Annotated in this window: 24 protein-coding genes; 14 read left to right on the forward strand and 10 right to left on the reverse strand. The window is 32.5% G+C overall.

What is annotated here, in order from left to right:
* Positions 1-105: 105 nt before the first annotated feature.
* The 3 genes from HOO91_09430 to HOO91_09440 form a co-directional block, all read right to left on the reverse strand.
* Positions 106-2109, reverse strand: coding sequence for a hypothetical protein (locus HOO91_09430; protein ID NOU17766.1), 2004 nt, complete (start codon positions 2107-2109; stop codon positions 106-108).
* Positions 2106-3560 (reverse strand): hypothetical protein, encoded by a 1455-nt coding sequence (locus HOO91_09435; protein ID NOU17767.1) that lies wholly within the window; start codon positions 3558-3560, stop codon positions 2106-2108. The genes HOO91_09430 and HOO91_09435 overlap by 4 nt, the downstream gene beginning before the upstream one ends.
* A 113-nt stretch (positions 3561-3673) precedes the next feature.
* Positions 3674-5305 (reverse strand): ABC transporter ATP-binding protein, encoded by a 1632-nt coding sequence (locus tag HOO91_09440; GenBank protein NOU17768.1) that lies wholly within the window; start codon positions 5303-5305, stop codon positions 3674-3676.
* Between the two features lie 1148 nt (positions 5306-6453).
* Here HOO91_09440 and HOO91_09445 point away from each other — a divergent pair.
* From HOO91_09445 to HOO91_09455, 3 genes are all read left to right on the forward strand, one after another.
* Complete coding sequence (locus HOO91_09445; protein ID NOU17769.1) at positions 6454-7032, forward strand: hypothetical protein; 579 nt, start codon at positions 6454-6456, stop codon at positions 7030-7032.
* Positions 7025-7309 (forward strand): transcriptional regulator, encoded by a 285-nt coding sequence (locus tag HOO91_09450; protein NOU17770.1) that lies wholly within the window; start codon positions 7025-7027, stop codon positions 7307-7309. Before HOO91_09445 ends, HOO91_09450 begins: the two co-directional genes overlap by 8 nt.
* Positions 7310-7588: 279 nt before the next feature.
* Positions 7589-8167, forward strand: a complete 579-nt coding sequence (locus tag HOO91_09455; GenBank protein ID NOU17771.1) for a hypothetical protein — start codon at positions 7589-7591, stop codon at positions 8165-8167.
* A 75-nt stretch (positions 8168-8242) separates the two neighbouring features.
* On the opposite strand, the gene HOO91_09460 is transcribed toward HOO91_09455, so the two are convergent.
* Genes HOO91_09460 through HOO91_09475 form a run of 4 tightly spaced genes read right to left on the reverse strand, consistent with a single transcriptional unit; the run spans position 8243 to position 11827 of the window.
* The gene (locus HOO91_09460; protein ID NOU17772.1) at positions 8243-8878 is read right to left on the reverse strand and encodes an ATP-binding protein; all 636 of its coding nucleotides are present in this window, start codon (positions 8876-8878) and stop codon (positions 8243-8245) included.
* Entirely contained in the window at positions 8878-10065 is a 1188-nt protein-coding gene (locus HOO91_09465) for a serpin family protein (protein ID NOU17773.1), read from the reverse strand. Before HOO91_09465 ends, HOO91_09460 begins: the two co-directional genes overlap by 1 nt.
* Before the next feature lie 43 nt (positions 10066-10108).
* Positions 10109-11155: a 23S rRNA (adenine(2503)-C(2))-methyltransferase RlmN gene (rlmN, locus tag HOO91_09470; protein ID NOU17774.1), complete on the reverse strand. Its 1047-nt coding sequence runs from the start codon at positions 11153-11155 to the stop codon at positions 10109-10111.
* A gap of 9 nt (positions 11156-11164) precedes the next feature.
* Positions 11165-11827, reverse strand: coding sequence for an oxidoreductase (locus HOO91_09475; GenBank protein NOU17775.1), 663 nt, complete (start codon positions 11825-11827; stop codon positions 11165-11167).
* A 149-nt stretch (positions 11828-11976) separates the two neighbouring features.
* Here HOO91_09475 and HOO91_09480 point away from each other — a divergent pair, with 149 nt between their 5' ends.
* The 3 genes from HOO91_09480 to HOO91_09490 all read left to right on the forward strand — a co-directional run bounded on the left by HOO91_09480 (position 11977) and on the right by HOO91_09490 (position 13183).
* Positions 11977-12195 (forward strand): hypothetical protein, encoded by a 219-nt coding sequence (locus HOO91_09480; GenBank protein ID NOU17776.1) that lies wholly within the window; start codon positions 11977-11979, stop codon positions 12193-12195.
* Positions 12196-12280: 85 nt separating this feature from the next.
* Positions 12281-12700 (forward strand): rhodanese-like domain-containing protein, encoded by a 420-nt coding sequence (locus HOO91_09485; GenBank protein NOU17777.1) that lies wholly within the window; start codon positions 12281-12283, stop codon positions 12698-12700.
* A 90-nt stretch (positions 12701-12790) separates the two neighbouring features.
* Positions 12791-13183, forward strand: a complete 393-nt coding sequence (locus HOO91_09490; protein ID NOU17778.1) for a hypothetical protein — start codon at positions 12791-12793, stop codon at positions 13181-13183.
* Positions 13184-13239: 56 nt separating this feature from the next.
* On the opposite strand, the gene HOO91_09495 is transcribed toward HOO91_09490, so the two are convergent.
* Together HOO91_09495 and HOO91_09500 are read right to left on the reverse strand one after the other, a co-directional pair.
* Complete coding sequence (locus HOO91_09495; protein NOU17779.1) at positions 13240-13665, reverse strand: acyl-CoA thioesterase; 426 nt, start codon at positions 13663-13665, stop codon at positions 13240-13242.
* Between the two features lie 106 nt (positions 13666-13771).
* Positions 13772-14677: a DMT family transporter gene (locus HOO91_09500; protein NOU17780.1), complete on the reverse strand. Its 906-nt coding sequence runs from the start codon at positions 14675-14677 to the stop codon at positions 13772-13774.
* A 147-nt stretch (positions 14678-14824) separates the two neighbouring features.
* On the opposite strand from HOO91_09500, the gene HOO91_09505 reads away from it, so the two are divergent.
* Together HOO91_09505 and HOO91_09510 are read left to right on the forward strand one after the other, a co-directional pair.
* Positions 14825-15937, forward strand: coding sequence for a flippase-like domain-containing protein (locus tag HOO91_09505; GenBank protein ID NOU17781.1), 1113 nt, complete (start codon positions 14825-14827; stop codon positions 15935-15937).
* Between the two features lie 11 nt (positions 15938-15948).
* A complete protein-coding gene (locus HOO91_09510; protein NOU17782.1) occupies positions 15949-16665 on the forward strand; it encodes an SDR family NAD(P)-dependent oxidoreductase in 717 nt (238 codons plus the stop codon).
* Between the two features lie 5 nt (positions 16666-16670).
* Here the strand turns inward: HOO91_09510 and purQ are convergent, their stop codons facing one another.
* On the reverse strand, positions 16671-17369 hold the full coding sequence (gene purQ / locus HOO91_09515) for a phosphoribosylformylglycinamidine synthase subunit PurQ (GenBank protein ID NOU17783.1): 699 nt from the start codon (positions 17367-17369) through the stop codon (positions 16671-16673).
* A gap of 111 nt (positions 17370-17480) precedes the next feature.
* On the opposite strand from purQ, the gene HOO91_09520 reads away from it, so the two are divergent.
* The 6 genes from HOO91_09520 (at position 17481) to HOO91_09545 (ending at position 24209) form a co-directional block, all read left to right on the forward strand.
* Entirely contained in the window at positions 17481-18533 is a 1053-nt protein-coding gene (locus HOO91_09520; protein ID NOU17784.1) for an endonuclease/exonuclease/phosphatase family protein, read from the forward strand.
* A gap of 216 nt (positions 18534-18749) precedes the next feature.
* Positions 18750-19589 carry a protein-glutamate O-methyltransferase CheR gene (locus tag HOO91_09525; GenBank protein ID NOU17785.1) on the forward strand — a complete coding sequence of 280 codons (840 nt, stop codon included), beginning with the start codon at positions 18750-18752 and terminating at the stop codon, positions 19587-19589.
* Between the two features lie 30 nt (positions 19590-19619).
* Positions 19620-21998 carry a PAS domain-containing protein gene (locus HOO91_09530; GenBank protein NOU17786.1) on the forward strand — a complete coding sequence of 793 codons (2379 nt, stop codon included), beginning with the start codon at positions 19620-19622 and terminating at the stop codon, positions 21996-21998.
* A gap of 23 nt (positions 21999-22021) precedes the next feature.
* The gene (locus HOO91_09535; GenBank protein ID NOU17787.1) at positions 22022-22852 is read left to right on the forward strand and encodes a protein-glutamate O-methyltransferase CheR; all 831 of its coding nucleotides are present in this window, start codon (positions 22022-22024) and stop codon (positions 22850-22852) included.
* Between the two features lie 5 nt (positions 22853-22857).
* Positions 22858-23430: a chemotaxis protein CheB gene (locus HOO91_09540; GenBank protein ID NOU17788.1), complete on the forward strand. Its 573-nt coding sequence runs from the start codon at positions 22858-22860 to the stop codon at positions 23428-23430.
* Positions 23427-24209: a GAF domain-containing protein gene (locus HOO91_09545; GenBank protein NOU17789.1), complete on the forward strand. Its 783-nt coding sequence runs from the start codon at positions 23427-23429 to the stop codon at positions 24207-24209. The genes HOO91_09540 and HOO91_09545 overlap by 4 nt, the downstream gene beginning before the upstream one ends.

Consider the following 24209-nt stretch of genomic DNA (forward strand, 5'->3'; position numbering starts at 1 on the left):
TCTAAATTCCTGTTCTCTAGACTCTTTAATAATCAATCACTATGTTTCATTGCAAATAATCTAGGTTAAACCTTTTATTTGAAATATTTTGAACTGTTATTATCCTTAAACAACCGATTGTATTTGCTTTCTTGCTTTTTGACTATCATTTGTTTCAGAAATATCTAATTGTATAATGGTGATATTTTTTTCAAGTATTTCAACATTTTCTTCATCGGTTCTCATTCCCATTAACACTTCAGGTTTTCCATATGAATAAATAAAAACATCCGTATTCATTATTATCTTTTCTTCAGAAAAATTCATCACAAAACAAACGATATTCGTATTGAATTTTCTAGTAATAATCAGCAACTTCTTACTGTTATCAACATATGGGATCTCAATATTGCCATAATCAAAAACCTCCTTAAATTGATTTCGAATCTCAACTATTTTTTTTAAAAATTTAATAACTTCTGAATCTAAATCATATCCGTTCCAGTCCATGGAGCATCTATTATCTTCCATTTCCCCAAGCAACAAATGTTCTTCCCCGTAATACAAAACAGGTGTTCCTGGTATCGCTAAGAGTAAACACAAGGCCAACAAATAGTCCTTCCTATTCTTCAATTCATAATAAAATCTTGGCAAATCGTGATTACTTAAAAAATTCCATGAGTGTTGAATAGCCCAAAATGAATGCGAATAGTTATATTCCATAAGTTTATTGGCCAATTCAACAAGAGTTATTCTTTTTTCAATAAAAAAAAGTTTAAAAACATCTATATATAAACCATAAGCAGTTATTCCATCGCCACCAACTTTATTAACAAAATCTTCGGTATCATCGTGAAGGTTTTCTCCAATTAGAAGTATATCTTTTTTGATATCCTTAACTGCATTTACAAATTTGGACACAAAAAAATCTGGCATTTCACTGCTCACATCAATACGCCAACCATCGATATCATAACTGGTTATCCAAAATATTGCAGATTCAATTAAATATTTTTGAACTTCAATATTGTTAAAATTAAATTGTGGTAATTCTTTATATCCATGCCAACAACTATAGTTTTTTTCATCTATTAAAACAGGAAACTTTTCAATTATAAACCAATCTCGATATTTTGATTTTTCTTGAAAGTTTAATATATCTTGAAATGCGAATAAATCCACACTGCAATGATTAATTGAAATATCCAAGATTATCTTTAAGCCTTCGGTATGTATCTTTTCAACTAATCTTTTAAAATCAGCATGAGAACCTAATACTGGATCTACTACTCTATAATCAATAGTATCATACCTGTGTGCGCTTTTAGCATGAAATATTGGATTTAAGTAAATGAATTTGATTCCCAATTTTATAATTAAGGGGATTTTTTCAATTATCCCTGAGATGTCTCCGCCATACCAAGTGTAGGTTTGATGTAAACTTCCCCATTCCTGAAAACTTGGATTGCTGATCTGGTTTTTTGATTTCCAAAAAGCATCTGGGAATATTTGATACCCAACACCTAAGAATGGGGTTTCACTATTGAATTTTGGAAAGATAAAGAACACATCTTCATTATAATCTTTCGAGGCTTTGTTTTTATCTAAGAGCCAATATTCTCTTTCTCCAGCACCAAATTTGATAGCAAATTTTTTTTGATCCCGTATTTTATACCTAAGATTCCAGAATTTAATATTTCTATACTCAAAGCATATATGAAATTCAAATTCTTGAAATTTATCATTTACTAGTTTCACTTCATTTATCCAAGAATAGTAACTAATGGCCTTGAATTCGACTAAATCATCCTTAATGTAGGAAATAAACCTTGGAGTATTGTTAAAATACAAATGGGTAAATATTTCTGATTTTACTATTATAGGAACTCTAGATTTTAAATCCTGACCCACCAAAGGTGTATTAATATCAACATACTCGATTGTAAAATCATCATTCAAATACAAGTGATAATAGGAAATCCCTATAGGTAAATCTAATTCAACAATAAAAAAATCATTTTTCTTCAACATTTCTTTGCGATAATACCTTCCCTTTGCTGGAAATATACCTATCGTAATACAATGAATATCCTCTCGACCCTCTCTATGTATTATTACCTCTTTGATCATATTTTAGACTTGTCATAAAGCATTAATTCAATATCTTGTATTTTTTGAGTAGTGTTTATTTTAAAACTATCAATTAATTGAAGATAACTATTGAATATAAACTCGATTGTGTCTTTTGAAAACAAGCTTGTTTTATAGCCACAACTTATATCAATAATATTGTTATAAATTGTAATACCACAATCAATATTAAAATAGGGATTTCCAGCGTTTTCTCTATGTACCGCTTCTTGATTATAATTATTATTTATTACATCCTCAGAACCTATAATATTTAGAAATAAATTACTAATGCGATGGAAGGGAACATCAGAATCGCATAATGCCTTTTCAAATGGGTATATTTGGTGTCTTAATGCTTTAAAAAAACCAATATAAACATTTTTAATATAACCTATTAAATCAATAGATTCTTCTATTTTATAACGAAATAAAACTGTATTTGTCAAACAGCCTATAATATTGTATAATTCTTTTCGCTCCCTTGTATTCGAACATATCCCGATAATATTATCTCTTTCACCAGTCAGTTTGTAAATTAGAAGGTGAAAGGTTGCAATGATTATATGAGGCATACTAACATTTGATTTCTTTACCAATCCTTTTAAAATCGTTAGCCGTTGTGAATCAATTATAAAATGATAACTAGCACCTCGCTCAAACTTTAGAAAAGAAACCGTTCCAAAAAAATCATTCTCCATCTTTGTAGATATTGTTCTACAACATTCATTTATTTCTTTTCGAATTGTTTCCTTGTATGAAGTACTCTTATTAGATTTACTATTTGCGAATAGGGTTGTTAAATTATTACTTGGTAGTTCGTTTAAAACATTTTTCCAATACAATCGATATTTTTCTCCCTTATCACTTCTTAAGATTTCATTTATTTCGGTTACATAATCTTTATATTGAAAAGTTTTAGGAATATCAATACTTTCACCATTTAAATATGCTTCATATATTAAAGACAATTCTTTCTTAATAAAATTAATTGAACTATCATCAGAAATCATGTGAGGTGTCACCATAAGTAAGATACTTATTTTTTCATCAAACATTACAAGCTCCGCACGCAACCAAGGACGCTGATTACATTTAAAAAGCACTTGACTAAAATCGCTCCTTAATTGATCAAGTTGCTTTTCTTTATTCTTAGATTTGTTAAGATTTGTTATTTTAATATTAAAGAGTGCAGAATCGTGATCCCATATTTTCTGCTTTACCTCACCATTTACCATTAAAAGAGTAGTTCTAAAGATTTCATGACGTTGAATTAAGATATCAAAAGCCTTCTTGAGTGCTTCTAAATTCAAATTTTTTATTTTAATTGAACCAGAAACATTGAAAGGAACAATTTGTTTTTTAGTTTTAGCATATAAATGCCCTATGAAAGCTGCTTTTTGAGTTTGTGATGCTTCATAGTATATCTGATTTTCGTTACTCTCTTTCATATCATTGTTTGATTAGTAGCCTTCTTTTAAGTCCTATGAAATAATCAAATAAATTATTTTTCTTTTAAGCCTTACTTTCCGTTAATTAAAATTCAATATTCGTACTCATAATATTACTCTATTTGTTGTTTAAATAACTCCCAATAAAATCCTCTCTTTTGAACTAAATAATTGTGATCTCCTTTTTCAACAACCCTACCCTTATCCAAACAGATAATTTCATCAACATTTTTTATAGCACTTAGTCTGTGGCTGATTAGAATTATTATCTTGCCTTTATAATGATTTGATATATTATTAAAAATGTTATTTTCGCTTTCAGAGTCTAATGCCGAAGTTGCTTCATCTAATATTATCAAATCAGCATCTTTTAAAAATGCCCTTGCTATTGCAATACGCTGTTTCTGACCACCCGAAATTTTTGTTCCTTCATTACCAATTACTGAATCAAATCCCTCGTTTAAAATATTTATAAAGTCATCTAATCCAACCTGATGAGAAACATGTAAAATATCTTCAGGTGTACAATTGAGATTTCCATATTTAATATTTTCTGATATTGAATCGTGGAAAAGATGATTATCTTGCGTTATTAATGCAATTCTTTTTCTTACCTCATGTACATTTAATTTTTCAATTCTTTGACCGCCTATAATTATAATTCCTTTTTGATGCTCATAAAATTTACATAATAAATTAATAATTGTGCTCTTCCCACAACCACTTGAGCCCACAAAAGCATACTTTTTACCTGGCATCAACTCCAAATTGAAATCCCTAAGCACAATTTCTCCATCATATTTAAATTCTACATTTTCAAAACTTATTTTCTTATTTAAATCTATATTCTTTATTTCTTCACTCATTTGCTCAATAGGTAAATCCATATACTCAAATATTCTTCGCATTGATACCGAAGTTCGTACCATATCCCAATATAAGTACATGAAATCGTTAACTGGGTTAAAAATTCTATTTAGATATTGTATGAAGGCTATTAATGAACCCATCGTCATTGCACCTACAATTACACTTTGTCCTCCCCAAGCAAAAATGATTAAAGGAGATAAAGAAATCAAAAAAGTAGTAATGCTTTGAGTTCCTGATGATAATATTGCAGTCTTTAAATTTATATCAATTAATTCATTACCCTTTGAATTTAACTTTTCACGTTCATACTGATAGCGATTATAACTTTTTATAAGTTTTATGTTGTTAAACCTTTCCACAAAAAATCCTAAAATATCGGAATCTTTTTCTCGTGATTTTTTTATTAAATTATGGATTTTTGGTTGAAAATATCTTGCATTAAATAATGCAAAAGGGACAACCACCATTGAAATGATAAATAACTTATAGTTTAATAAGCAAAGAGCAATTGCTAATCCAATAAGAGTTAAAATATTTCTTATAAAACGAACCAAGGATCCTGTGAGCATTCCCTGAACTGCATTTACCTCTTCATTTATTCTATGGGTAACATCTCCTGTTTTATTTTTATCAAAAAATGAGATAGGAAAATGTAGTATTCGTTTGAATAACTCCATGCGTATATCTAGCATGATATGATTGCTCACCAAAGCATATAAATAATTAGAGTAAAAATCGAGCAGTATTCTAACAATATTAATTACTACTAAAAGAAGTAATATGTGAATCAAAAAGGTAAAATTCCTTGTTGGAATAATTTCATCAATAATAACTTTCAAAATATAAGGAGAAACCAGTGTACCAGCACTTGCCAAAATCATTAGGATAAAAAGAATAATTTCTTTAACCCAATAAGGTTTTATAAATCTTAGAAATTTTAAAAACAGCTGGTGTGATTTCATTTTTAGATACCTTACCCAATTAATAAATATTACATATAGTGAATAATATTACAACAACGCGAATTCGATAAAACTGCAATAATGTATTTATTTTCAATTATATATAATTATTTGGTGCAATAATGGAAGGTTGGAATAAGAGAAAACAAGAGGTTATATTTTCGCCGATATCTTCCATTTTCCTCCTAGTTGAATTCGTAAATTCGATTCCAATTTTCCATTACTCCTTTGATTCAAATAAAACAAAATAGTTGACGTTTATATTGATACACTATATTCTATGCCGAACTCACATTATTATAATTTATCGTCTTTCATAAAACGATATCTCATCTTCATTTTCCAAATATTCATGGTTTTTCAAATATCTCCTATATGGAAAAAAACAGTCATGGCACAACAACTTAAAATCACTAATTATTCTTGTCAAACGTCCATTATTTCCAACAAATCAAAATCAACAGCTTAATAGATTCTAATTAAAAACGAGCTTCTCTAAATTTTGCCTTCTAACATTACGACTAAAGCAGAACTAGCACGAATACATTATCATAATTTATAAATTAAAATATTACAATTACGTGTTATATATTTACATAAAAACAAACAAACATAATAATCAAGTCTAATGTAATAAAACATGACATTATATTATGCATAAACTAATTAAATTCATTTATAATTATTATTAGTAATTATAAAACCAAATATAGTTTTTTTTACCAACAATCAAAATAACATAAAATAATATTTGATAAATATAGTATTTATAAAACATAATGTTAACATATTTAATGATTTATTAAATTTATAGTATTATCAATTTATAAGAGAAGTGTTATTACAAGTTGCTGATCGCATCAATATTATTTTATCCATCTAATATTTTGCTTTAAAAAGATCCGATTATAATAGTAATGCTGAATAAACGAATACAATTTTTAATTATCATCTTGTTTTCTAGATCATTAACCAAACACTCCATCTAAAAGCAAGAAAAAGTAGTAATGTTTTTGTTTATTTCATAAACTACTTTATATTTGCAAATAAATTTAACTTTTATGGATGATCAAATTAAAAATGCCGAAGAAAGTTTTCAGATTATCAAGGATATGATTGAAAACGAAAAAGTTCGCTTTAACGAAAACGGGTTTGTTTATTTATTCTGGGGGTGGCTTGCAATATTTTGTGCTACCCTTGAATATGTACTAATATTTTCAGAAGTTCAGCATCACTACTACGCTTGGTTCACAATGCTTTTAGGCGGAGTGTTCATGGGATTTTATTTTCGCAATAAAAAGGGACGGTCTTCAATGCCTTTAACAGGAAAGGTTATATCCACCCTGTGGATTTCAATTGGAGTGAACATCTTTATAACTGCTTTTCTAATCCCCGCAACTTTTGGACATTTACTATTATTCCTTATTCTAGCAATGATTGGTGTTGGCACTACAATTTCTGGTGCATTGATAAGGTTCTCTTGGCTAACAATTGGTGGCATTATCTGTAATACCCTTGCTTTTGTTACTATTTTCGTACCGCCAATTTACTGGGGAGCAATCTCAATTATAGCAATTATATTTGCAGATCTTATTCCTGGTTATATGTTAAGAGTTAAATATCGCAATCATCATGTTTAAAGATCTTGACCCATTGCTGCATTCGCCTCTTCGTTTGGCTATAATTTCTCTTTTGGTTAAAGAGGGGAAATTTGATTTCAATGCACTAAAGGATAAGACTGGAGCAACTTCTGGCAATATTAGTATCCAACTCAAAAAACTAGAAGAGGCTGGTTATATAACCATTGAGAAATCTTTTAGGAAAAACTATCCACATACAGATGTTTCAATATCTAAAAATGGCCTTATTGCTTTTGAAGAGTACGTAAACACATTAAAGGACTATTTAGGAGTTTAGTTTTTTTATCAATTTAGTTTATAATATAAACTTATTTATATAAACTAAAATAGAAATTATTTATCTGGTATTTGCAATTAAAAATTATTGCAAAAGAAGTATAAAATATTCTGAAAAAGAACATTTTGCAATATAACAAATACAGGTAATTTCTCTGAAAAGCGTTCAGTAAAACGATAGGCTTTAAAATTATATGAGATAAAGGGGTGATAAAAATCGCCCCTACCTCTTTTCTAGCATAATTAAAACTTATATCTTGTGCATTAATACCCCAGATAAATGCAAAGAAAACAGATTTATAGAATTGGAGTCGCTGTTTTTATTTTTGCTGTTTTTCAATCTCCCGCATCATACCTGATATTTGGTGAGATTGAAAAAGGGAGAGTTGTTGAAACTATTTTTGAATATCCGGGAATTACTTTATTGCCTTCCTCATCATATCCTAGAATTGAGTTTACATATCAAAATAAATCTTATATAATTAGGGGCGAAGAGAATGAAAATTTGTTAGTTGGTGAACAAGTGAAAGTTATATTTTTCAAGGATAATCCATCAAAAGCCAAAGTATTGACTTTTGGTGGACTATTTATCAATTCAATTATTCAATTACCTATTGGATTACTGATATGGTGGGCTTTATTCAAGAGTTTCCCTAATCTTTTTAACTCATCAAAAGATTCTCCTTCTTTTGAGAATTCATTTAATAAACATAGGTTTAGAAGGGAGGATAAAATATCGGATTCTCCAGCACTTACTAGGTTTCTAATTTTCGCCATTGTTGCTGTTATTGTTATATTTCTTTTGTATGCAATATGGAATATCTACAAAGAGGTAATATCAGAAAAGATCGATTTTTAAACGCAAATCAGCATTTCCATGGCTACCATGGCAATAATACGCTCAATAATTTACAAACCTTTTTAAGGGTAAAATTTAGATTTCCTTTTTTAATTGAAAATACTCTTCGTCTTGGGTTGTAATATGTAGAATTAAACCAAGTACGGTTAAATTGACGAGAGTGTTTTCTGCATCTATTCTTGAAATAAATGCAATTCTGCTGAACTGACCAGCAGTAATTTTAGGGTTTACCTTAAAATGATCAAGGAGTACTTTTTCTTTCTCGGAAAGTGTCAGCCTTAATGATTGTCTGTGTCTCTCTGCCTTCCAAATCTTAAGTTGAATGTGAGTGGCAACTAAGTTTTCATCTCTGAACCTCACAAATGCTTTGAAGTCTCCATTTTTATCAGGAGCCTTATGAGGTTTCTTTTTGCTAGGTTTTATGACAACCTCAAGAATGGTCTTACCGTTAACTGTCCATTTTGCAATACTAAAAGGTATTTCAGGTTTACAGTACATCTGGGCTGCAGCCTCAATCATATAGTACTCCTCTTCGGAATCGATGCCTACAATGGCACCATTATCCTTAACACCAATAAGAAGAATTCCACCATCGGTATTTGCAAAGGCGGCCATTGCTCGGGCAATCTTTTTCGAATCGGTTATAGAGTGCTTAAAATCGAGCGTTTGATGCTCACCCTGTTTAATTAGGTTTATAACATGCTTGCTCACTACTCACTTTTTGTGGGATCGTTTATCCTACCCATAAATAGTATTAAACCTGAGGTTTTTTCTCTAATTAAAAAAACATAAGGTCGATTTACAATAAAAGTTCGTTCAATACCAATAGATTTCATTGCAATAACAACTGCTGTTGCAGCAGTTGCTTCAGTGCCTTCTTCATTCACCTCGATAAATGCTTTATGAAAAACATTAGAAATTTTCAGATCGTTTCCTGAACTCATCTTCGAGAAATCTGCATCATCAGAGAAGGGTTGTGGCATTCCCATATCTGAGAGTACTAGCTTTAATTGATAACCTGTTGATAGTTTATATTTTGGGATTGATATAGAAATGCTTTGTTCTGTCAACCCATTAATAATACTATTCAAATAATCCTGATTTATACCCTTTATTAATACGTCTACATTTTGGTCTTGCTGTGGAAGAATTATCAGCATCGAAAAATTGTTGCCAGAATAAGGCAGTTCTATAGCCTGAACTTTATCATCCTCAAAATAATCAAACTTACTTTTAAGGCCAATCATTTTGCATTTAATGGACTTTTGAGGAGTAACATAAAATTTAGCATCGCCTGTTCTTTCCTTTTGAAATTTCGTTTTCCAGTTTGCTTTAAAATAAACCGCATTGGTTAATACCAATCTTGTTAGGGTATTTAATGAATTAATAGGAAGAAGGTCTTTAATCCTGTCGGATGTTGCTTTTGATATATTATTGTTTATTAAAATCCGACTATCTTCATATTTATTTATAAAGTCTGCTCTTTCCAAAGAGGCACGATATTCATCCTTTAATGTTTTATCAAACGCTTTTTTTATGGTGTATGTCTTTTCAAGCCATATGGTATTTACCATGCTTAACTTTATGGAATCTGCCTTTGAACTTAACAATTTGAGTATACTTCCCTGCTGCCTATGAAATTTGCTACTGTTCGTAGGAAAATGAAATACCTTAGAAATCTGATTTTGTGTTTCCCCGTTTGCCCCAACATAAGTCATGCCCATTGCTGTACTAATGCTAATTGGGGAGAAAAAAACATTTCCTGTCCCATTTCCTGAAACCTTTTTGAAGAAATCGAAAGCGAACTGATTATTATAATCTGAAATATTGCTTTTTTGTGCTTGAGCATGGCTGTTAAACAATAGAAAAAAGCCAATTAGAATATTAAGTGTTCTCATTTTCCTTAGAGTATTTGTTAAAAGCGAAAGTACTAATTTTAGATTAACTATTATTCTTACCCATCTCTTTTGTTGACAACAACCCACATGCAGCTTGAATATCCTGGCCTCTTGATGCTCGAATTGTTGTAAAAACACCTTTAGTGGTTAATGCATTCCTGAATTCCATGATCCTCTCATCAGGAGTACCTTTCAAAGGGGTTAGTGGTATGGAATGGAATCGAATAAGGTTAATTCTACATTTCAATCCGCTTAGTAGTTTTACCAATGCCTTAACATGCTTATCGGTATCGTTAACCCCATCGAACATGATATATTCAAATGATATTCGTTGCTGTCTTCCAAGATCAGCCCTTTTAATTTCTGCAATTACCTCTTGAATAGGATAAACATTTTGAATAGGCATAAGTTGGCGTCTCTCATCATCAAATGGGTTGTGTAAACTTATAGCCAAATTACAATTACTCTTCTCCAAAAATGTAATCATAGCAGGAATTATTCCGATTGACGAAACGGTAATTCTTTTGGGACTCCAAGCATAACCCCATTCCGAGGTCAGAATCTCAAGGCTCGACAAAACATTATCAAGATTATCAAACGGTTCTCCCATACCCATATATACAAGGTTTGAGATTGTCTGAAACTCAGGAATGCTCCTAAATTGATTTAGTATTTCATTCGTAGAAAGATTGCCTTGAAATCCCTGTTTTCCAGTCATACAGAAGAGGCATCCCATTTTACAACCTGCCTGCGTTGAGACACAAAGGGTTGCTCTTTCGGTTTCGGGAATATATGCTGCTTCAACAAATTTATTGTTTGAGGTTGTGAAAAGATATTTTTTTGTTCCATCAGAGGAAACATCAACCTTTGTGAATGGTGTTAATCCAAATTCATACTTTTCGGATAGCTGTTCACGAATTTTCAGCGACAGATTTGTCATCTCCGAAATGCTTGAGATCTCCTTTTTGTAGAGCCAATCAGCAATTTGTTTTGCAGTAAAAGCAGGGAATCCTTCATCTTTTACGATTTGAGTTATTTCGCTAAATGTTAAACCATATAGTTGTTTTTTACCCTTGAGATCATGTTTCATGGCTCATGTTTAAAAGTAAATCTCTGCTAAAATATTTCTATAGGGAATCCCTTTTGAAATTAGTATATCCCTTGTATCTACTACCATTTCAGCAACACCGCAAAGGTAATACTTTTTATTAGGATCAACTTGATGTTCCTGAATGTATTGGGTAACCCGGCCATTAAAGTAATCAGTTGAGTAGAATTTTGAACAGCATCTAATATATCTGTCACCAAGTTCTTTTTCTAAATAATCTGCATAGTAAAAATAATCTGGGAAACTAACACCATGTATTAACGTTGCAGCCCTTCCTTTCCCTGATTTAAGCATCGATATAAAAGGAGCAATTCCTGTTCCTGTTGCAATTAAAATCGGAGAATCATTGTTTTCAGTAAAACTGCCAAATGGAGATGAAACTAAAATCTTATCTCCCTTTTTTAAAAGTGAAAGCATTGGCGTAAGTTTACCATCCGCTTTTTCAGTATAGAGAATTTCAACATAATCATCATTCTCGCCACTGGCAATGCTATAAAGTCTTGGTTCTATTAGAGTGTTAATACCAAGCCCAACAACCTGACCTGCTACAAAATTAAAGGTTCGCTTAAATGTCAATATGTAGGCATCTTTTGCTAAATTTTTATTGTCAACAACAAGTACCTCTTTGTATTTCAAATCATTCCATGTATTCATATTAACGATATTGCCTTTCCTCTATATTAAACTCTTTATTCTATTAAAAGTTCAATGTACTTTGGCTTTTCGAAGCAGGATACAGTTGATTCTTTTTAAAATAAACCTTTTACTACTATTTTTGTTTCGTTAAATAAAATATGAAATTTATGAAGACCTTTTTGTGTAAGACCTGTAACCAAAAATTTGAAGCCGAAGGAATGAGAGTTGATTGGAACGATCCAATTTATGGACCTTGTAGCAAGTTTACCGCAACATGCCCTTGTAATGGAGAGGATTGCGATGAATATCGACCTTTAAAAAGCAGTAAAGAGGAATTGATGCCAAGTGGTTCATGTGGATCTGGGGGATGCTGCTGCAGAAAATAATTAATTGAAAGGTTGGGAATTTAAGTTTGGAGCTAAATAAATTTCTGATAAAATTTTAACTTCGCTTAAATTCTAATCAACCAAAATGGATTCTTTTTTTAAAGATTTTGGCAACATAATAAACGGAATCACCCACCTATCGCCAAAGGAAGCATATCAACTTTGCCTTAAAGGAGCAATTCTGCTTGATGTGCGACTTGAGATTATGGCATCCTACAAGTCTTTTGACGTTCCGGAATATCTGCACTGCCATCATCAGGAGATATCGAACTATTTTGATAGGCTTCCAAAAAATCGACCTATAATTGTTGCAGATGCTGTTGGACTTCGTAGTAAGGAGGTTGTTATTTTTCTAATTGACAATGGCTTTACAATTATAGCCAACCTTGCTGGTGGAATTACCGATTGGGAAAAGGATGGCCTACCAATGGTTGTTGATAATAAACAAAGGCTCACCGGGAGTTGCATGTGCCAGCTTAGAGCTTGGGGGAAAAAGAGTAATTAATTGTGCTATAGCCTTAAAAAAGTTTTTTATAAAGATCCTTAATATAAAAATTAAATTCTTCATATCTTCACCAAAACTAAAACCCAATAAATGGAAATACTTAGTTTTGGTGCGTGGTGGGAAGGGTTATCAGCCTTTACCAAAATCTATTGGATGATTGCAATTCCTGCTTCTATCATATTTATTATTCAACTCGGAACATCTCTTCTTAAAACAAAGGCAGATACAGAAGTACTTGATACATCAAAAAATGCCGCCTGTGATGATAAAGAGAAAATCTCATTTCAATTAATCAATTTCAGAAATTTTATTGGCTTTTTTACAAGCCTCGGATGGAGCGGTTTGGCCTGCATTGATTCTGGGTTATCATCAACTTCAACCATCCTAACCTCTTTCATTTGTGGTATTTTGATGATGTCTACAATGGCTGTTATTTTCTACTTCTCCAGTAAATTGATGCAAACAGTAGAGCAAAATTTATAAATAACAAGCAGGAAAACCTGCTTGTTATAATGATATCTGCTTCTAATGTACTTTAACTATCGCCTAAGTTCTGCTGCCTCTTTATTCAAACGGATGTCCTCCTCGGATTCAGGTTCAATAATAATACCATGAGCACGAGGCTTTGTATTATCATCTACATGAACAAAGGAGATAAAACCATCAACAATTATAGAACTAGGATTGTTGACACGAGTAACTTTAACGTAAGAAGTAAGACTGGTTTTTCCAGCATAAACAATTTTGCTTGTGTAACAAATGCATTCGCCTGGTTTAACCGGACTGCTAAAATACATACCATGTATTTTAAGGCATATAATATATCGGGGATTTATTAATGATGATGCCGAAACAAAACCCGACTCAACAAACCATTCTGCACTTCTTCCAGCATAAAGCGTTCCGTGGTGGTTTAAATCCTCACTCTTAACAAGCCTATGCGTCGGATACTCATTAATCTTCATATATTATTTTTTAATGCTGCAAAGGTAAATTCAAAATCATCATCATGCCACAAAGTATCCATGTTATAAAACTCTGTTTAATAAGATGTAACCAAATAATTTGATACTAGGCGGAAGGATTACCCTTAAAAGAAGGCCTACTTACAAGGTAAACTCCAACAAAAACGAGGACAACAGCTACTATTTTAGGTGCATCAATAATGTCTTGTCCAACTAGAACTGCTACAAAAGATGCCAACACGGGCTGTGAATAGTTATATATACTAACAGTAGTGGCTCTTACATTTCGTAAACCCCAACTCATTAGCAAGTAGGCTAAAAATGTTGAACCAAGGAGTACGAATAGAATTGAACCCCATATAGATGCTGGTATAGTAGACCAACTAGTATCGAGTAATTCACTATAGCCAAAAGGCGCAACAAACAGAAAGCCAACAAAGAAAACACCTTTCATCACTGTTATTGGATCATATCTTTGCATAAGCGGTTTTGCAACAATCAGGTAACCGGCATATGAAAGAGTACTTAAAAAAATCATCACATTTCCTAAGAAGTGTTCTGAACTAAAACTGATTACCCCACGATTAAGTATAACTAGCAAAGCACCACTTGCTCCTAATATCAACCCAAAAATTCTTGTGAAAGTTATTTTCTCTCTGATTGCCATTGATGCTATTATCATTACAAGTATTGGATTAATTGTTACAATGATTGATGAGTCAATGGGTGATGTAAAATTTAAACCATTCAAAAATATAAATTGGTTAAAAGCAACACCAAGTAAACCTGCAGCAATAAAACGGGGATAGTCCTTTCTCTGTATTTTTTCCTTTTTTATAAAACTGGAAAGTAAAAAGTATAATGGAAACGCAATAATAATCCTAAGTAATGTAAAGCCATTTGGTTTAAGGTAGTTCGGCATTATGCCTTTTGCCACTGCATAGTTAATACCAAAAAAAATATTTGCACCTATAATAGAAAGGTGGGCTTTAACAATTTTATCTTTGAACATATTTTAATAGAGCCTTTACAGAACAGATTACAAAAGTATTTAAAAAAAATTTGGACTCATATTATCACAAATAGTTTACACACAAATTGATTTAATAACCTTTCTCAAACATATTATTTCTATTTTTGTTAGCCAACAATTTGAAAAATGCATAAAATTAAAGCCGATATTGGAGAAAGTCCTTTAACCCGAATAAAAATACGAAGTGCTATATACCCTATTATCATTGGATTAGGAGTTGTCGGGTATTTCTTTTATAAAGAATTTAATCCTAAAGCATTTGATGTAATAACTTTTACCAAATGGTCGGTTTTTTGGTTAATTGTTGCTATTGGATTTATGGGTTTTCGGGATTTTGGTTATATACTTCGCTTAAGGGTTCTTACTGAAAACAAACTCAGCCTTAGACAATCATTCCGAGTAATAATGCTATGGGAATTTACATCAGCAATCACCCCATCGGCAGTTGGAGGAACAGCCGTAGCCACACTTTACGTGAATAAAGAAGGAATTAGTGTGGGTAGAAGTTCGGCTGTTGTTATGATTACATCATTTCTCGATGAACTTTACTTTATCCTTTTTTTTCCAATCGTTCTTTTGATTGTCTCACCAACAGCACTCTTTGGTTTAGGAATAACTACTGGCGGAGTGGTTAAATTCTCCGAAGACCTATTCCTTTTCTGCCTAATAGGATATATTGTAAAATTTGTTTGGGTTGTTTTGCTCACTTATGGGCTTTTCGTAAATCCTCGTGGACTAAAATGGCTATTAATGCTTATTTTCAAACTTCCACTTCTGCGTCGTTGGAAACATGGTGCAAATAGAGCGGGTACTGATATTATCTATAGTTCAATAGAATACAGAAAAAAACCATTTAGTTTCTGGGCAAAAGCATTCGGAACAACATTTATTTCTTGGACATCAAGGTATTGCGTTGTAAATGCTTTGCTTTTATCATTTTTTGCCGTAGGTGATCACATGCTAATATTTGCTCGTCAGCTGGCTATGTGGATAATAATGCTGATAAGTCCTACACCTGGCGGTAGTGGATTTGCAGAATATATTTTCACCCGATACCTTGGAGAGTTTATCCCTGTAGAACCATTGATGCTTGGGTCTGTAGTAATAGCCATGGCATTACTCTGGAGGATGATAAGCTACTATCCCTATTTGCTGATTGGAGCAATTATTTTCCCACGCTGGATTAAAGAAAAATTTGTTAAAAAAATATCGCCAGAGATTAAATCAGAACACATTTAATTTTCTATAAAATGACAATCTATTATATCACAGGGACTAGCGTAGGAATTGGAAAAGCCATCGCAGAACAAGCTTTACAAATCGAAAACTCAATTGTATATGGATTTTCTAGAACTTGTAGCATTGAACATGAAAATTACAAACATACTTCGGTCGATTTAAGTAATATTAATGAGGTTAATAGCCTGAAATTTGAAAAACACCCTGTTGCTTTTAAGGTGGTTCTTATCAATAACGCAGGAGTAATTGGTGAGATAAAATCAATCGGGAATCAAACAAATGAATCGATAGTAAAGGTGTTTAACTTGAATACGATTTGTCCAGTTCTTTTATCTAATAAATTCATTCAAACTTATAAAGACCTTAGTGTTTCTATTGTAATTATCAATATTAGTTCAGGTGCTGGAAGGCATCCAATTGAATCATGGGCTCCATACTGCGCATCAAAAGCGGCAATTGACATGTTTTCACAAGTACTTCAGGCTGAGAATGGATATGAAACAGACAAAATTAAAATCTTCTCCATTGCACCTGGCATTGTAGATACCAACATGCAACAACAGGTAAGGGATTCCAAACCAACAGATTTTCCGCATTTAGAAAAGTTTATTGGGTATAAAAAGAATGGACAACTAGCAACAACTGATTCAGTTGCAATGAAAATCCTAAGAATTGCCGAAAAACCACTAGAACATCCAAACGTGCTACTGGATGCCAGAAATCATTAAAGATGTTATTCTTTTTCTTTAATATATTTAATAAGGGATTCAAAAATTAATTTGCCGTCTGTGTTCCCCAATTCATCATCAGAGGCACGTTCAGGATGTGGCATCATCCCAAATACATTCATATCCCGATTGCAAATACCAGCAATATTCTCAAGTGATCCATTAGGATTATCTGCTTCAGAAATATTACCATGTTCATTGCTGTATCGGAACATGATTTGACCATGCAGACGCATCTCTGCAATAGTTTCCCTGTCTGCATAATATCGCCCTTCTCCATGAGCAATCGGTATCTTTAAAGCTCTATTTCTTGGAAGGTAAATTGTAAGTGGTGAAGTTTTGCTATCGGGAACTAGAAAAACATTTTTACAAGAAAATTTCCTATGATTATTATGAAGAAGAGCGCCTGGTAGTAAACCTGCCTCGCATAGAATTTGGAAACCATTGCAGATTCCAAAAACATAACCTCCGTTATTGGCAAACTCAACCACCTTTTGCATTATTGGAGAAAAACGAGCCAAAGCTCCCGAACGAAGGTAATCTCCATAAGAAAATCCACCAGGAAGAATGATTACATCGACATTTTGAATATCGGTGTCTTTATGCCACAGTTCGACAACATCTTGCTCAAGAATATTCTTCAAAACATAAATGGTGTCTCGATCGCAATTAGATCCTGGGAAAACAACTACTCCAAACCTCATAACCTTTTTTGTATTTCCAGTCAAAGATATATATAAAAAATTACCTTCCAAAGGTTAAATGATCTTGTCGGTTTAAGGAAGTTTCATAACTTTAGCAAAACTAGTTTGAGTATGAAAACATTAAGGTTTATAGGTCTTATGTTGCTTACTGTTATTCTCCTTTTAGCATTATTCATTACCTATTCAACACTTACTTACTACAATCCAAAACAAGAACTCCTAATTGAAGAAAATTCCAAACCTGACACTATTCGGTGTGACTCCACTTTAAAAATTCTTTCGTGGAATATAGGTTATGCGGGTTTAGGCGATAATATGGATTTTTTCTATGATAGCGGGAAAAAGGTTCGAGACACATATGACAGGACAAAAGAAAACCTTGATTCTATAATTAAATTCTTATCGATCAATAAATCAAACAATTTTTTTCTAATTCAGGAGGTTGACTATTACTCCAAGCGAAGCTATTTTATTAACGAATTGGATACTATTGTTGGTAAAATCGGATACAATGCTGCACTTGCCCCTAACTATGTTGTAAAGTTTGTGCCCATTCCTCCAACCTCACCAATGGGACAGGTAAACTCAGGTATTTTAAGCTTAAGCAAATATCTCCCTAAAAAATCTACACGATATGCTTACCCTGGCAAATTTGGATGGCCTACAAGGTTATTCAACCTAAGACGCTGTATGCTGGTAAATCGATACCCTACCAAAAACGGAAAAGAATTTATACTTATCAACTCTCACATGTCAGCATTTGATGATGGTAGCCTGAAAAAGCAAGAAATGGTTTTTCTTCGTGATTACATTCTAAATGAGTACTCCAAGGGCAATTACGTTGTTGTTGGAGGGGATTGGAATCAGTGTCCTCCAGACTTCAAACTTAATACATTTGGGGAAAATTTTAAGGTAGAATTCTTTAAACTCACCAACATCAGCAATGATTTTATGCCAAGCGATTGGAGGTTTATTGATGACCCCAAACAGCCAACAAATCGTTATTTAAATGAACCTTTTTTCCCAGGAAAAACGTATTCATCAATAATTGATCTTTTTCTTCTATCTCCAAATATTGAGTTAATTCACAACAAAACATTCAATCTTAATTTTAAAAACTCTGATCATAATCCAATATCTATTGAATTTAAACTTAAAAATTAGATAGTCAGTAGATCCGGGTTAAATTTAAATTATCGTTAAAAGGATAACGATTTAAAATAAAAATCCATAAGACTTTTGCAGATTTGCAAAGTATTTATATTTTTAGCAAGTTAAAGCTTTGCTGAATTTTATTTTTTTGCTTTAATTACTAAGTGTTTATAAACAAATAGTATTGAATCAGGCGTTGGTAACCTGATAAAATCTCAGGCTTTTGATATGGTGGTAACAGATCAGGATCTTCAATACTTTGTAACGGCTCTTAAAAACGTAACTAAATATGATTTTACCGAGTATTCGGATAAATCATTAAAACGACGTCTTCTAAAAGTTCTAACCGATTTTAACTTAGACCTTTCGGGTTTAATTACTAATATCAAGTTAGATAATTGCTTTGCTGAAAAAATAGTTAAAGAGATTACTGTAAATACAACGGAACTATTTCGTGATCCCCCAGTATGGCATCTACTCCGTTCTCGGGTGCTCCCTCGATTTAAAAACAATAAGACCATTAACATCTGGCATGCAGGCTGTTCAACTGGTCAGGAGGTGTACTCGATGATGATTTTGCTAAATGAAATGGATATGCTTGATAGAGCTAAAATATTTGCAACAGATATAAATACAGATGTTTTAGACACCTCGAAGCGAGGGGTTTATAAATATCGATTTAATATAGGTTACCTAGATAATTTTGATAAAGTAATTAAACAAAACCCGTTGAACTTCGAAGAATATAATGAGGTTCCTTACGAAAAATATTTTGACATTGATAAACTAAAGGATACTATAACCATAAAGAAGTTCCTAACAGACAAACCTATTTTCCGTAAACACGATTTAGTAAGGGATGGAAATCTGTTTTTTGCAAAATTTGATTTAATTTTATGTAGGAATGTAATTATTTACTTTAACTATAGCCTACAGAATAAGGTTTTTGAACTTTTCAGTTCAAACCTTTACCCTAAAGGATGTTTATTGCTCGGTATGCACGAAACTATCCTTGGTCCTTGGGCAAATAAGTTTGAAAAAATTGGTCAAGCATATGTTAAAAAATAATATTATTCAATGTAATTAAAAATTTTTGAGATGAAGTTTACTCAAAACCTGAACCTGAATAAACGTATACTACTATTCATTATCCCAATAGTTGTGATTCTGTATGCAGCCTCTGGGTTTACGCTCTATAAACTTTCCACAAAGAGGGTAATGATAGTTGCCCAAAAAGAGATGAATGTTTTACTTAACACTCTATCGGAAACAATTCAAATGGTAGAGAATCAAACCGAATCAGGTTTTAGCAATTTCGATTATCAAATGCTTAAGCCATTGTTTAATCAAAGGGCATACTACAAAACAGATTTTCCTTTCCTAATAGATAATTCAGGTCAATACTTGATTCATGCCTTTAAGGAAGGTCAAAAAATTCCCACTTCAATACTCCAGCAACTAAAATCAACAAACAGCAAGCAGGGCGTTGTCAAATATTCTGATTATAAGGATGGTAGCAAACAAGATATGCTTTTCTATTTTAAATTCATAGATCAATACAAGGCATACTTAGGCATTTCGGTTGGTAAAGATGAAGTTCTTGAGAGAACTTCTCAAAACAGAACATTGTTAATTATCATAGTTATTCTCGCTTCAATAGTTTTCTTCCTAGCTATTACTTATACTTTAAAACCAATAATTAGTATTATTAATGAAATTAATGCTGCTGTCAACAATCTAGCAGGTGGGAAAACAGCCGATAAGATAAAGTACAAAAACAATGATGAGATAGGTCATATTGTGAATTCAATGAACCATTTGATAGACAATCTAAAGCATAAAGCTGATTTTGCTAATGAAATTGGGAAAAATCATCTGGAAGCGGAGTTTATCACTTCGGGAGAACAGGATTTACTTGGAAATTCGCTTATCAATATGCGAGAAAGTCTTAAACTTGCTAAAATAGAAGAATCAAAAAGAAAACAAGAAGACGAAGCTAGAAACTGGACAACAACTGGGCTTGCAAAATTCGGAGATATCCTTCGCCAAAACAACGATAACCTAAATAAACTTGCCGATAATGTAATTCAAAACCTTGTTAATTACCTTAATGCTAATCAAGGGGGATTATTCATATATAATGATGATAACCCTGAAAATAAGCATCTTGAATTAATATCTGCATTCGCGTACAACAGAAAAAAGTTTTTTGAAAAAAGGATTTTACTAGGAGAAGGACTTGTTGGTACATGTGCCGTTGAAAAGGAGACTATCTACCTCAAAGAAATTCCAACTGAATATATTAGAATTACCTCCGGTCTCGGTGAGGCAATACCTAAATCATTACTTATTGTTCCATTAAAACTTGAAGATTCAATTTTTGGCGCAATTGAAATTGCCTCATTCGACGAATTTAAGGATACTGAAATAGATTTTGTTGAAAAAATCGGTGAAAGCATTTCGTCAACGCTTTCGTCGGTGAAAAACAGCATTCGGACCAACCTCCTTCTTGAGCAATCACAGCAACAACGTGAAGAAATGTCCGCGCAGGAAGAAGAGATGCGTCAAAATATGGAGGAAATGCAAGCCACTCAGGAAGAAATGGCCCGCAAAACAATAGAAATGGAAGGGATGACTGCTGCAATAAATGAAGCATTGCTCTACTGCGAATTAAGCGAGGATGGAATTATCTATAACCCTAATAATAATATTCTAGCATTAATAGGTTCAACTAGATTGGAGACAGAAGGAAAGAATATATTAGAATTTATCCATCCCGAAGAAAAAGGGATGTTTCAAGGTTCATGGTCAGAAGTAATGAATGGAAACTCAAGTAGATCAACAATGCATTGGGTTAACAAAAACGGAATTGATCTTTATATTGTTGTTAATATAAGTCCTGCCTTAGATGATAGCGGTTCTATTTTTAAAATTTATTTACTCGGACAAGATGTAACTGAATCTAAACTTATCGAACTTCGAGCACAAAGCCAAGCAGTTGAACTTGAAGAAAGTTTACTGGAAATTAGGGTAGAACAGGAGCTAAACGAGCAACGGGAGGATGAGATGAAAGCTCTTCTTCAAGCTCTTGACCATACTTGTCTAGTCTCTGAACTTGAACCTTCGGGCTTAATCACTTATATCAACAACAAGAACACTGAAGTTTTAGGCGGTAAAAAAGAAGAAATTGAAGGTAAATTTATTGCCGATATAGATTATCTCGCTAAAAGCAAACCTGCAGAATTTAAAAAGTTTTGGGACAATCTCTCAAGCGGGAAAAAGCAAAGTCGAGAATTTAGTTTAACAATAGATAATAAAGAAGTTTGGATTTCTGAAGCATATACCCCAATCATCAATGAACACAATCAGATTACAAAAATAATTAACATCGGCTTCAATATCTCTGAAATTAAGCAAAAAGAAAAGGAGATGTCCGCTCTAGTTGCTGAACTTGAAACTTTAAGGAAGAAAAAATAATATAAAACAGGGCATAAATTGATATGATTAGATACGAAATTGGCATAGTAGAAACCCGAAACGTTATAAAAACAATCTTTGAAACCTATGGTTACGATTTCAGGGATTATGCACTTACATCCTTTAAACGCAGACTGGAGCAAGTAATAACGAATAATGGATTCAAAGATGCTGATGGACTAATTGATCGACTCACAAATAGCAAGGAATATTTTGACATTTTCCTGTGCGACATTACTCCTGAAACAACAGAAATATTCCGAGATCCATCACTTTGGAGGACTATTCGTGACGAAATTATAAATGATATCACGAAAGGATCTACAAGAACAAAACTTTGGATTGCAGCATTTGATTCAGGAGAGGAGTTGTTTTCTTTAGCCATCTTATTGAAAGAAGCAGGATTGCTCTCCGATGTACAATTATATGCATCGGTAATTTCTGAAAAAACTATCAATAAAATTAAATCCGGAAGAATTGATGCTAGAGAGTTAGAAGTTAATGATGCTAACTATGTTAGGTTTAATGGTAAACGTAATTTTTCTGATTATTATAAAATTGAAAACGGACAAGCAATTTTCGACACAAGTTTAATACAAGGGGTGAACTTTATTAAGCTAAATACAGTATATGATAATGTTCCAGGAGGTATTAAATTAGCTCTTTTCCGTAACCAGATGATATATTACAACCAAATACTCCAGGATAAGGTTTTAAATCAACTCTCAAATAGTGTTGTTCCTGGTGGTTATATGGTATTAGGAGTTAAAGAAACTTTGGAAAATACGAGCATGAGCAACAGATTTACTTTGTTTAATGATCCTGAAAAAATTTATAAGAAAAAAACGACATAGAGTAAATGTATTATAAAGCTGTTATTATAGGTGGGTCGGCCGGAAGCTTTCAGGTTATAACACGCATCCTCCACTCACTACCTCCAACATTTCCTTTGCCTGTGCTTCTTAGTTTGCACAGGTTGAAACACATACGTAGTGGTTTCGTTGAAGCCCTCTCAATAAAAGCATCTATACCCATTGTAGAGCCCTTTGATAAAGATCAAATAAAACCCGGAAGAGCTTACCTTGCACCCGCAAACTATCACATGTTCATTGAACTTGGTAACAAAATTGCACTTTCAACAGAGGAACCAGTAAACCATTCCCGACCAAGCATCGACTTATCCTTTGTCACAGCGGCTCAGGTATATCGAGAAAAACTTATTGGAATTATCCTATCAGGAGCAAATAGAGACGGAGCTTACGGCCTTAAAAAAATAAAGGATCTTGGAGGACTTGCAATCGTCCAAGATCCCGCAGAATGTCAGGTTAAAACTATGACTGAAGCATCTCTAAAATTAACAAAGGCTGATCACGTTTTTTCAACCCAAGAAATAATTAAGTTTTTACAAAACATAAAATCAACAGCCCCATGAGCCTGCTAAGACCAAACTCAAAATACCTACCAGGGGTTTTACTAATACTCCTGTTTGTATTTATATTATTGGTTTTCAAAATATTTCACAATGCCCTTTTGTCTTCAGGAATAAACTCAACCTCTGGGTGGGGGATATTTTCAATGGTATTAATCGCAAGCATTGGAATGATATTTTACATTCTTATACTTGATGCAAACAACAGATCGAAAAACTTGCAAAAAGAAATCGAGAGCCTTGTTTTTAGTGTTGAGGAGACTAAAATTCAAAAAGAAATAAAAAAAGAAACTATAGTAAGCGAAAAAATAGATTCTGAAAAAGAGGTAAAAACAATAATTCCAACAAACATTGAGAATTTAGTAAAGTTTGGAGAAATCCTTTTGCAAAATTGTGCTCGTCGTTTCAACATAGTTCAAGGACTTCTTTATTTAAAGAACCCGGAGGATGGGGTATTCTCATTTAAATCAGGCTATGCATTTTACTCCGAGTCTGAACCTGTAACCTATATTGAGGGAGAAACACTTTCAGGTCAAGTTGCCAAAAACAAAGCAGTATTAAATCTAAGTAAAGTACCTGATAATTACATAACAATACTATCGGGATTAGGCAATGGTTCTCCTAATTATTTGTTAATAATTCCTATTATTTCTCCAAATAGCGAAACAATCGGAGTAATAGAATTAGCGTCCTTTAAATCATTTAGCAGTGAAGTTGAAGAATTTTTTGCTTATCTTGGACACAAACTTGGCGAGAAATTAACTCAATCACCAAAATCTTAG

The sequence above is a fragment of the Bacteroidales bacterium genome (assembly GCA_013141385.1).
Lineage (GTDB): Bacteria > Bacteroidota > Bacteroidia > Bacteroidales > Tenuifilaceae > UBA8529.